Annotated in this window: 9 protein-coding genes; 7 read left to right on the top strand and 2 right to left on the bottom strand. The window is 63.1% G+C overall.

The genetic code is table 11. The features are described 5' to 3' along the window. The first annotated feature begins 92 nt into the window (after nt 1-92). Complete coding sequence (locus NKH28_RS07990; RefSeq protein WP_352470643.1) at nt 93-1,226, top strand: site-specific DNA-methyltransferase; 1,134 nt, start codon at nt 93-95, stop codon at nt 1,224-1,226. A 65-nt stretch (nt 1,227-1,291) separates the two neighbouring features. Here the strand turns inward: NKH28_RS07990 and NKH28_RS07995 are convergent, their stop codons facing one another. Then, nucleotides 1,292-1,903, bottom strand: a complete 612-nt coding sequence (locus NKH28_RS07995) for an HAD family hydrolase (RefSeq protein WP_352470642.1) — start codon at nt 1,901-1,903, stop codon at nt 1,292-1,294. An 11-nt stretch (nt 1,904-1,914) separates the two neighbouring features. After that, the gene (gene mutY / locus NKH28_RS08000; protein ID WP_352612431.1) at nt 1,915-3,027 is read right to left on the bottom strand and encodes an A/G-specific adenine glycosylase; all 1,113 of its coding nucleotides are present in this window, start codon (nt 3,025-3,027) and stop codon (nt 1,915-1,917) included. Between the two features lie 49 nt (nt 3,028-3,076). On the opposite strand from mutY, the gene NKH28_RS08005 reads away from it, so the two are divergent. The 6 genes from NKH28_RS08005 to NKH28_RS08030 all read left to right on the top strand — a co-directional run bounded on the left by NKH28_RS08005 (nt 3,077) and on the right by NKH28_RS08030 (nt 11,495). Continuing rightward, on the top strand, nt 3,077-3,577 hold the full coding sequence (locus tag NKH28_RS08005) for a DUF721 domain-containing protein (RefSeq protein WP_352612433.1): 501 nt from the start codon (nt 3,077-3,079) through the stop codon (nt 3,575-3,577). Between the two features lie 129 nt (nt 3,578-3,706). Beyond that, nucleotides 3,707-4,432 (top strand): DsbA family protein, encoded by a 726-nt coding sequence (locus tag NKH28_RS08010; protein ID WP_023674158.1) that lies wholly within the window; start codon nt 3,707-3,709, stop codon nt 4,430-4,432. Nucleotides 4,433-4,549: 117 nt separating this feature from the next. After that, nucleotides 4,550-8,008: a chromosome segregation protein SMC gene (gene smc, locus NKH28_RS08015; RefSeq protein ID WP_352470638.1), complete on the top strand. Its 3,459-nt coding sequence runs from the start codon at nt 4,550-4,552 to the stop codon at nt 8,006-8,008. 109 nt (nt 8,009-8,117) lie between these two features. Continuing rightward, nucleotides 8,118-9,089 (top strand): NAD-dependent epimerase/dehydratase family protein, encoded by a 972-nt coding sequence (locus NKH28_RS08020; protein ID WP_352612436.1) that lies wholly within the window; start codon nt 8,118-8,120, stop codon nt 9,087-9,089. A gap of 185 nt (nt 9,090-9,274) precedes the next feature. After that, nucleotides 9,275-11,212 carry an asparagine synthase (glutamine-hydrolyzing) gene (gene asnB / locus NKH28_RS08025; protein WP_352470636.1) on the top strand — a complete coding sequence of 646 codons (1,938 nt, stop codon included), beginning with the start codon at nt 9,275-9,277 and terminating at the stop codon, nt 11,210-11,212. 19 nt (nt 11,213-11,231) lie between these two features. Further along, nucleotides 11,232-11,495: an acyl carrier protein gene (locus NKH28_RS08030; RefSeq protein ID WP_352470706.1), complete on the top strand. Its 264-nt coding sequence runs from the start codon at nt 11,232-11,234 to the stop codon at nt 11,493-11,495. Nucleotides 11,496-11,502 lie beyond the last annotated feature (7 nt).

The raw sequence follows: 11,502 nt of genomic DNA on the forward strand, positions 1-11,502 counted from the left end.
TTCGCAAATTCGGCGGGCTGCTTCACTGAATATTTACGCTGATCGGTAACCATAACGGACAGTAAACAGTAACGCGTGCCTTGGGTGTCACAATGTCTGCCGTGCGTCTTCTCGACGAGCTTTCCGATGTTCCCCAGCAATCCGAGTGGCTGGATACGATCCTGAAGGGCGACTGCGTCGCCGCGCTCGAACGGCTGCCGGAAAAGTCGATCGACGTGATCTTCGCCGATCCGCCCTATAATTTGCAGCTCGATGGCGATCTGCACCGGCCCGATCAATCCAAGGTCGATGCCGTCGACGACCATTGGGACCAGTTCGACAGTTTTGAGGCCTACGACGCCTTCACCCGCGCCTGGCTGCTGGCGGCGCGCCGTGTGTTGAAGCCCAACGGCACGATCTGGGTTATCGGCTCCTACCACAATATTTTCAGGGTCGGCGCCAAGATGCAGGACCTGGGCTTCTGGATCCTCAACGACGTCGTCTGGCGCAAGACCAATCCAATGCCGAATTTCCGTGGCCGCCGTTTCCAGAACGCGCATGAGACGATGATCTGGGCATCGCGCGACCAGAAGGGCAAGGGTTACACATTCAACTACGAGGCGCTGAAGGCGTCGAACGACGACGTCCAGATGCGCTCGGACTGGCTGTTTCCGATCTGCACCGGCGGCGAGCGCCTGAAGAACGACAATGGTGACAAATTGCATCCGACGCAGAAGCCGGAAGCGTTGCTTGCCCGCGTCATGACGGCATCGACCAGGCCGGGCGACATCGTGCTCGACCCGTTCTTCGGTTCAGGCACCACCGGGGCTGTGGCCAAGCGGCTTGGCCGCCACTTCGTCGGCATCGAGCGCGAACAAACCTATATCGATGCCGCCATGGAACGTATCGATGCGGTCCGGCCGCTGGAAGGCGCCAATTTGACGGTACTGACCGGCAAGCGCGCCGAGCCGCGCGTCGCCTTCGTCACCCTTCTCGACAATGGCCTGGTGGCGCCAGGCGCCACGCTCTACGACGCCAAGAAGCGCTGGGCGGCAAAAGTGCGCGCCGACGGCACGCTGGCCATCGGCGACAGTGCCGGGTCGATCCACAAGATCGGCGCCGAGGTCCAGGGGCTGGACGCCTGCAACGGATGGACCTTCTGGCATTATGAGCGCAGCGGCGGCCTGACCCCGATCGACGAGCTTCGCCGCATTGCTCGGCTAGGCATGGAGCGGGCGGGCGCCTGACGGCTTCCGAGTTGCGGCAGATCGGTTAATGCGAAGGCTCAACCAACTCCTGGAACCGATTCAAATCACACTTTGATCCCAAGACTCTCAAGGTCCGCCCTGAGCGTCTTTGCATCGGTGAACAGCACCGACTGCCAGCCCGCCGCCTTGGCGCCGTCGACGTTCTTCTGGCTGTCGTCGATGAACAGCGTCGCTGACGGCTCGAGGCTGAACGCGGCGACGTGGTGGTCATAGATGGCGCGATCCGGCTTGATCTGGCGGATGTCGCCGGAAACGGTGACGCCGCGCGGCCGATTGAGGAAATCGAAGCGCTCGCGGGCCTCGGCGAGCGTATCTGCAGCGAAATTGGTGAGCATCGTCACGTCATGGCCGCTGTCGATCAGGCCGATCATGATGGCGACGCTGTCCTCATAGGCGTGAGGCACCATCTCGTGCCAGTGCCGGCGGAAATTGCGGATATTTTCGGCGTGCTCGGGATATTGCGCGATCGCCAGCGCTTCGGCCTCTTCCCAACTGCGGCCGCGATCCTGCTCGATGTTCCAATCATGCGTGCAGACATTGTCGAAGAACCATTTCCGTTCGTCGGGATCGGGGATCAAGCGACTGAAGGGCAGGTCCGGATCATAGTGGATCAGCACTTTGCCGATGTCGAAAACGATGTGGCGGATTTCAGTCATTCTTCTCTCTTTCAACGCGGCCGCTGCTTTTTCGTCGCGCCCGGTATCGCCGCTTCGATTACCTTTTTCATGACGCTCGGCAGCGCTTCCCCGGAAATTTCATGGGCCAGCGACCAGAAATGCCCGACCGGGGCGGCAACGTCGGTCTCCGCCTTGAACACGTCGAGTTCAAGCGCAAAATGGGTAAAGATATGGCCGATGCGTCCGGCCTGCTGCCAGTTGCCGGGGAGCGGGGCCGCCGCTTCCGTGGTAGCGCCGTCTATGCGCGCCGTCCAGCCGGTCGTCGGCACCTCAGTCATGCCGCCGAGCAGGCCTTTGTCCGCGCGCTTGCGCAGAAGGATGGCGCCGTCGCACCTGACGGCAACGAAGGCGGCACCGCGGCGTAAGGGTCTTTCGGCCTTGGGCAGGCGGACCGGAAAGCGTTCGGGGTCGCCCGAAATCGTGGCGCTGCAGTCCACCCGAACAGGGCACAGAATGCAGCGGGGCCGGCGCGGCGTGCAGATCGTCGCGCCCAGGTCCATCATCGCCTGCGCGAAGTCGCCGGGCCTTGTCGGGGGAACCATGCGTTCGACCTGGCCGCGTATCTCGCCCTTGGCTTCGCCCAGCGGCGTGGCGATCGAAAACAGCCGTGAGACGACCCGTTCGACATTGCCGTCGACGACCGCGGCTGGTCGGTCGAAGGCGATCGCTGCGATCGCCGCCGCCGTATAGGCGCCGATGCCGGGCAGTTCCTTCAAGCCGGACTCGCTGTCAGGAAAGCGGCCGCCTTGCCGCGCGACGAGATCGGCACAGGCTTTGAGGTTACGAGCGCGGGAATAATAGCCGAGCCCGGCCCAGGCCTTCATGACGTCTTCGGTCGGTGCCGCCGCCAGCGCCTGGACCGTTGGCCATTTCTCTGCGAACGCCCGAAAATAGGATTTTACCGCCTCGACCGTGGTTTGCTGCAGCATCACCTCGGAAAGCCAGACCAGATAGGGATCGGGCCGCGCTCCGCCCGCCAGCGCGCGCGGCGAAACGCGCCAGGGCAAGTCGCGGTGATGCGTGTCGTACCAGGCAAGCAGCCGGGAGGCGATCTCGACATTGTCTCCGGATACGGCCTTGCGGGTCTGGTCGTGCAGTGCCATTGATCGAGGGTCGGCCCTAATCCACTGGTGCTGAAGCTGGAGAACGCACATGGCAGGGAAAAGGCCCTTCGGCAATCCCGTTCCGGTGAGCGATCTCGCAACCGAGATCCTCGACCCAGTGCTGCGCAAACGGGCCGGTATGTCGATCGGACTGGTCCAGTCATGGGAAGAAATTGCCGGGCCGCGGCTTGCCGGCCGCTCGCGCCCGGAAAAGATCCAGTGGCCGCGCCGCATACATGAGGACGATCCTTTCGAACCGGCGGTGCTGGTGATTGCCTGCGAGGGTGTGGCGGCGCTGCATCTGCAGCACGAGACCGGCCAGATCATCAACCGGGTCAACGCCTTCCTCGGTTTCAATGCGATCGGTCGGATCAGGATCGTGCAGAAGCCGGTAATGGCGGGCAAGGACAAGCCGAAACCCAGTTTGCGGCCATTGACTGCGGCCGAGAAAGCGAAGCTGTCGGGCACCGTTGGTTTGATCGAGGACGGCGGGCTGCGCGCCTCGTTAGAGCGGCTTGGCGCCACCATTCTCGGTCAAAAGAAACCGTGATCTCGCGCTATCGTGATGGTATGCCCGGATTTGGCGATTGGAATAGGGGCGGTAATGCCTTAATTCGCGCCAACTCTCGCTTTTTGTAGACTTTGCATTGCAAAATCCAACTATTGCCAGGTGATTCGTATGATCCGTTCCTTGTCCCGCAGAAACCTTTTGACTTCGCTGGCCGCAATACCAGCGGTGGCGCTGCTTGCCGCCTGCAGCGACTCGGGCGAGAAAGCCGAGGCGCAGGATGTGAAGCCTGCGGCTCCGGAACCTGCGAAGCCGGCCGCTCCGGCCGCCGCGGCGGCGCCGGAGGCTCAGGGCACGGTCGATATGGCGGCACTGCTGAAGCCCGGCGCATTGCCCGACATGCAACTCGGCAAGGACGATGCAAAGGTCACCATAGTCGAATATGCATCGATGACCTGCCCGCATTGCGCGCATTTCGCCGAGACCACTTTTCCGGAGCTGAAGACGAAATATATCGACACCGGCAAGGCCCGTTACATACTGCGCGAGTTTCCGTTCGATCCCAGCGCCGAGGCCGGTTTCATGCTGGCGCGCTGCTCCAAGGACAACTATTTCCCGATGGTCGACGTGCTGTTCAGGCAGCAGGCGAACTGGGTTGGTGTGAACAATACCAAGGACGCACTGCTGCAAATCGCCAAGCTTGCCGGTTTTACACAGGAGTCCTTCGAGGCCTGCTTGACGGACCAGAAACTTCTGGACGATGTGAGATCCGTCCAGAAGCGCGGCGCCGACGAATTCAAGGTCGATTCCACACCGACCTTTTTCATCAACGGAAAGACCTACAAAGGGGCGATGTCGATTGCGGAAATGTCGGCCATCATCGACCCTCTGCTCTGACGTTTCGGCAGCGCCGAAGCGGCGTCGCTTCGGCGTGCGCACTTCTTTGTCTTGCCGCGGGGTCTCCTTGCAAAACCGCGGAACAGCGTTGCGAAACTTGGCTATGGGCCGGCGCGAATGAAGTTCTCGCGCCTTCGCCTGCTCGGCTTCAAATCCTTCGTCGAACCCGGCGAGTTCGTCATCGAACGCGGCCTGACCGGCATAGTCGGGCCGAACGGCTGCGGCAAGTCGAACCTGGTCGAGGCGCTGCGCTGGGTTATGGGCGAAAGCTCCTACAAGAACATGCGTGCGTCCGGCATGGACGACGTCATCTTTTCCGGCTCGGGAACGCGTCCGGCCCGCAACACCGCCGAAGTCACGCTGTTCCTCGACAATAGCGACCGCACCGCGCCGTCCGCCTTCAACGACGCCGATGAGTTGCAGGTCTCGCGCCGCATCGAGCGCGAGGCCGGCTCGCTCTACCGCATCAACGGCAAGGAGGCTCGCGCCAAGGACGTTCAGCTGCTGTTCGCCGACCAGTCGACCGGCGCCCGCTCGCCCTCGATGGTCGGCCAAGGCCGCATAGGCGAGCTGATCCAGGCAAAGCCGCAGGCGCGCCGCGCGCTGCTGGAAGAGGCGGCCGGAATTTCCGGCCTGCATACGCGCCGCCACGAAGCCGAGCTGCGGCTGAAGGCGGCGGAACAGAACCTCGAAAGGCTGGACGACGTCGTCGGCGAGCTGGAAAGCCAGATTGAAAGCCTGAAACGCCAGGCCCGCCAGGCCTCGCGCTTCAAGAACCTGTCGGCCGACATCCGCAAGGCCGAAGCGACGCTGCTGCATCTGCGCTGGACGCTGGCCAAGACGCAGGAAGGGGAAGCGCGTTCGGCGCTGGCAATTGCCACCGCGCTGGTCGGCGACCGTGCCGCCGCCCAGATGGCTGCCGCCAGGGAACAAGGTATCAACGCCCACCGGCTGCCGGACTTGCGCGATGCGGAAGCCGCTGCCGCCGCCGCCTTCCAGCGTCTGTCGATCGCCAAGGCGCAGATCGAGGAAGAGGCGGGCCGCATCCGCGCCCGCCAGGCAGAGCTCGACCGCCGACTGCAACAGCTCGATGGCGACCTTGCCCGTGAGGAGCGCATGGTCCGCGATAATGCGGATATCCTCGAACGCCTCGCCGCCGAAGAAGCCGCGCTCAATGCCGAAAACGCCGGCGCCGCCGAGCGCGAGGCCAGCACCCGCGCGGCTTTCGAGCAGGCGGCATCGACGCTTGCCTCGAGCGAGGTCAGGCTCGCCGCGCTGACCGCCGAACGGGCGGAGGCTGCCGCCTCGCGCAACCAGATCGAACGGACGCTGCGCGACACCGCTGAGCGCCGCGACCGCTTTGCCCGCCAGCTTGCCGATGTCGACCGCGAACTGTCGGAGATCGTCTCCAGGGTCGCCGGCCTGCCCGATCCCGCCGAGAAGCGGCTACTGGTCGATCAGGCGCTGGCGCTGCTCGAAAAGGCCGAGGCAGCCGCCATTGCCGCCGAACAGGCGGTCGCCGAGGCGCGTGCAGACGAAAGTGCTGCCCGCCCACCGGTTCAGGACACAAAGGCCGAGCTGGCGCGGATCGAAACCGAGGCCCGCACGCTGGCCAAGATCCTCAACGCCGCCAGCGGCGATCTATTTCCCTCGGTGCTGGAGCAGATCAGCGTCGAGCGTGGCTACGAGACGGCGCTGGGTGCCGCGCTTGGCGAAGATCTCGACGTGCCGCTCGACCGCAGTGCGCCGGTGCATTGGGGCCAGAGCGAAATCCAGCCTGCCGACGCCGCATTGCCCGAAGGCATAAGGAGCCTCGCCAGCGTTGTGCGTGCGCCGGCACAGCTGGCCCGCAGGCTGGCCCAGATCGGCATTGTCGAAGCCGCCGACGGAAGACGGCTGCAGACGTTGCTTGCTCCCGGTCAACGGCTGGTCAGCCGCGAAGGCGCGCTCTGGCGTTGGGACGGCTTCACCGCCAGCGCCGATGCCCCGACCGCCGCCGCGCAGCGGCTGGCGCAGAAAAACCGGCTGGCCGAGCTCGATGCCGAAGTAGTCCATGCCACGCGCGCCCTGCGCGAAGCTGAACAAGCCCTTGCCCGGGCCGAACAGGCGCGTGCCCAGGCGAGCGAGGCCGAACGCAACGCCCGACAGGCCGGACGCGATGCCCAGCACGGGCTCGATGCTGCCCGCAATACGCTGGCCGAGGCCGAAAGAGCCGGCGGCGAGCTGTCGAGCCGGCGTGCAGCACTTGACGAGGCGCGCGCACGCATTGTCGACAGCCATGAGGAAACGGCGGCGGCATTCGTCGAGGCGGAAATGCTGCTGCAGGACGCGCCCGATCTCGGCGATCTGCAATTGCAGCTCGAGCAGTCGGCGGCCAACGTCGCCCGCGACCGCGCCGCCCTTGCCGATGCGCGTGCCGTTCACGAGGGCCTGAGGCGGGAAGCCGAGGCACGTGCGCGTCGGCTCGATGCCATCGGCGCGGAACGGTGCAACTGGGTGGAGCGAGCCGAAAACGCCTCGACACAGATCGCGGCGCTCGGCGAACGCAAGGCGGAGGCCGAGGCCGAGCGCGAGCAACTGGCCGACGCCCCCGACGAGATCGACGCCAAGCGGCGCGCCCTGCTGTCGCAACTCGCCGAGGCCGAAAGCCTGCGCAAGGCGGCGGGCGACCGCTTGCAGGAAGCGGAGAACCGCCAGTCCGAGCTGGACAAGGCTGCGACTGCTGCCATCCAGTCGCTGGCCGAGGCGCGCGAATCCCGCGTTCGCGCCGAAGAGCGGCTGACCGCCGCCGACGAGCGTCGGCTGGAAGTCGAGGCGCGCATCCAGGAAACGCTGAACACGCCGCCGCATCTGGTGATCCGCCACACCGGCCTCGAACCCGACAGCCCGATGCCCGAAATGGCCGAGATCGAGCGTCAGCTCGACCGGCTGAAGGTCGAACGCGAACGGCTCGGTGCCGTCAATCTGCGCGCCGAGGAGGAGCAGAAGGAACTGTCGGACCGGCTGGAGACCATCGTCTCCGAGCGCGACGACATCATCGAGGCGATCCGCAAGCTGCGGCAGGCGATTCATAGCCTGAACCGCGAAGGCCGCGAGCGGCTGCTCGCCGCCTTCGAGGTGGTCAACGGCCATTTTCAACGGCTGTTTTCGCATCTGTTCGGCGGCGGCACCGCCGAGCTGCAACTGATCGAGTCCGACGATCCGCTCGAAGCGGGGCTCGAGATCCTGGCGCGTCCGCCCGGCAAGAAGCCGCAGACGATGACGCTGCTGTCCGGCGGCGAGCAGGCGTTGACGGCGATGTCGCTGATCTTCGCCGTGTTCCTGACCAACCCGGCGCCGATCTGCGTGCTCGACGAAGTCGACGCGCCGCTCGATGACCACAATGTCGAGCGTTTCTGCAATCTGATGGACGAAATGGCCGCAACCACCGAAACGCGCTTCGTCATCATCACACACAACCCGATCACCATGGCGCGCATGGACCGGCTGTTTGGGGTGACCATGGCCGAGCAAGGCGTCAGCCAACTGGTGTCGGTTGACCTGCAGGCGGCCGAAGCCATGCGCGAGGCAAGCTGACGCATCAGCTTAATGGTGGTCTCCACCTCGGCTTTCGACTATAGCACGACAAAATGGGCCGGATCTGCCGCTCCAGATACCGGCCCGGCTATGCGCGTGGAGAAGCTTGTTGCCTATACTTGTCACCGGAGCCGCGGGGTTCATTGGCAGCCACGTTTGCCACCATCTGCTCGACCGGGGAGAAGCGGTCGTCGGCGTCGACAACATGAACGACTATTACGACCTGGCGCTCAAAAAGGGGCGGCTTGCCGGCCTTCTGCCCCATAAGGATTTTTCGTTCCACCAGATCGATATTGCCGAACAGGGCGCGCTTGCAGCCGCTTTGGCCGGGCAAGGCATCGTTAGGATCGTGCACCTTGCCGCGCAGGCGGGCGTGCGCCACTCACTCGACAATCCGCGGCTCTATATCCGCTCCAATGTCATGGGCCACCTCGAAGTGCTCGAATTCTGTCGCGCCGAACCGGCATTCGAGCATCTGGTCTATGCCTCGTCGAGCTCGGTGTATGGCGGCAACCGCAGCGTGCCGTTCAGCGAAGCCGATCAGGTCGACAAGCCCGTTTCGCTTTACGCCGCCACCAAGAAAGCCGATGAGTTGATGAGCCACACCTACGCCCATCTGTTCGGCATACCGCAGACCGGCCTGCGGTTTTTCACGGTCTACGGTCCCTGGGGCCGTCCCGACATGGCCTATTGGATGTTCACCCAGGCGATGCTCAAGGGCAAGCCGATCCGGGTCTTCAACAATGGCGAAATGTGGCGCGATTTCACCTACATAGACGATGTTGTGAAGGCGGTTGTCGCCGTGCTCGACAAGCCGCCGGCGGCTGACGTTCCGCCGAACAGGCTCTACAATGTCGGCAACAACCGGCCGGTGCGTCTGGGCGACTTCATCGACATTCTGGAAAGGCTGCTCAAGGTCAAGGCAATCCGCCACAACGAGCCGATGCAGGCGAGCGACGTCGAGAAGACCTACGCCGACATGACCGCGCTGGAGCGGGATTTCGGCTTCAGGCCTAGCGTTTCGATAGAGGACGGGCTGAAGAAGTTTGTCGACTGGTACCGGCCGTACTCGAAGCAGTGATTTGCACCGCTCGCCGTGATGCCTTCAAGCTGACATCTGAAGTGGGGCGCAAGTCGGTCCGCAAAAAGCATCATTTTGTCCTAACATCCTGTTAACCACATGCTCGCTGAAACGTATCCGATTAACCTTTGAGGCGCTTATGACCGCTATGTTTCGTGGCTTGCTGTTCAGTATGAGCTGTGTGGATGTGCGGATTCGGGGGCTATTTCGGTTCAGTCCGGGATGCGGAAGCTTTGCTTGCGCGCATGACGTCTGCGATCGCCCATCGCGGGCCGGATGAACAAGGGAAATTCGTAGCGCCCGAGGCTGGACTTGGGCATGCGCGGCTGTCGGTGATTGGGATTGGTGATGGCCAGCAGCCGATGTCCGACGAAACCGGCGATTTGACGGTTGCGTTCAACGGCGAGATCTTCAACTACGTGGAATTGCGCGAAGGGCTGCTGGCCAAGGGCCGACGCTTCCGCACGTCGAGCGACACAGAGGTTCTCCTGCAGCTGTATGACGAGATGGGCGAAGACTGTCTGTCGCTCCTGAACGGTGATTTCGCCTTCGCGATTTGGGATAACCGGCGGCGGCGGATGGTGCTTGCAAGAGACCGCATGGGTGTTCGGCCGCTGTTCTACACCAGCAAGGACGGGGTGCTCTACTTTGCGTCGGAGATAAAGGCCCTGCTGACGGTACCCGGCGTCTCGGCCGAAATCGATCCAATTGCACTCGACCAGATCTTTACGCTGTGGGCGCCGATCGCTCCACGCACGGCTTTCCGCAACATCCACGAGCTGGAGCCGGCAAGCGTGATGATCGCGACACAGGGGCAAGTCACGGTCAAACCATATTGGCACCTAGACTACCCGTATCCGGATAGGCCATCGAAGATCACCAATGAGGACGACGCGGCCGAGGAACTGCAGGCCCTGTTGACCGACGCGGTGAGGCTTCGGATGCGCGCCGACGTGCCGGTCGGTTCTTACCTTTCGGGCGGGCTCGATTCATCCCTCGTTTCGGCACTCGCGGCCGGCATGACTCCTCTTAAGCTGCAGACATTTTCCGTGACGTTCGACAGCGGCGAGCATGACGAAAGCGCCTTCCAGACCGAAATGGCGTCAGCACTTGGCACACGCCATCGAACCATTGCGTGTCGTGCCGGCGATATCGCCGGTGCGTTTCCCGAAGTCATCCGCTTTACCGAGCGGCCGATCATCCGCACGGCCCCAGCCCCCCTCTATCAACTGTCCGGCCTCGTTCGCCAGGCCGGTTTGAAAGTAGTGCTGACAGGCGAAGGCGCCGACGAGGTCTTTGCCGGCTATGATGTCTTCAAGGAAGCGCGGGTTCGCCGTTTCTGCGCGCGACAGCCGGCATCGCGCATAAGGCCACAACTGTTCCGCAAGCTTTATCCCTATCTGCCGGGCCTGCAACAGCAGTCCGTGGAGTACCTGGCTGCGTTCTTCGGAACCGGCAGCGCTGCCCTGGACGATCCGCTGTTCTCGCATCGGCCGCGTTTCAAGACCACATCAGCGGCGAAGATGTTCTTTTCCGGTGACCTGCGCGCGACATTGAAGGGGTATGACGCAGCCGAGGACCTGGCCAGCCGGTTGCCTGAGGCGTTTTCCCGGTGGCATCCGCTGCATCAGGCGCAATATCTAGAAACCCGCTTCCTCCTGCCGGGCTACATCCTCTCCAGCCAGGGCGATCGCATGGCCATGGCGCACGGTATCGAAGGGCGGTTCCCCTTCCTTGACCATCGCTTGGTGGAGTTTGCGGCAAGACTTCCGCCGGAGATGAAGCTGAAGGGACTGGTGGAAAAACACATATTGCGCAAAGCTGCCAAGCACCTGCTTCCGACGGCCATCCGCGAGCGCACCAAACAGCCTTACCGGGCGCCGGAAGCCCGCTCCTTCGTGGGAGCCGGAGAATTGGACTACGTACGCGACTCGCTGAGCGAGGCGAGTATCGCCTCCGGAGGACTATTCAACGCCAAGGCGGTGGCGAACCTGCACGAGAAATGCCGCTTGCAGCCAGCGTCCGGATTCCGCGACAATGCGGCTTTCGTCGGCATTTTGTCGGCGCAACTGTGGCAGAAGATTTTCACCGGCGAAAAGGTCGGTGAAGCACGAGCGGCCTGAGAAATCGAGGGAATGAAAAATCATGGTAGCAATCAAGGACAAGGTCAAAACCTTTATCGTCGACAACTTCCTGTTCGGCGACACGTCCTACGAGCTTGCAGACACCGCATCACTGATCGAGAACGGCATCATCGACTCGACGGCCGTGTTGGAGCTAGTGGCATTCATAGAGGATGATTTTGGCATAGCGATGGTCGATGCCGACATCGTACCGGCCAATCTGGATTCGATTGACCGTATCTCAGCCTTCGTCAAGGCAAAAGCAGAAGCGCTGGCAGCATAGGCGCCAT

Source organism: Mesorhizobium sp. M1227, from assembly GCF_040318315.1.
Taxonomy (GTDB): domain Bacteria; phylum Pseudomonadota; class Alphaproteobacteria; order Rhizobiales; family Rhizobiaceae; genus Mesorhizobium.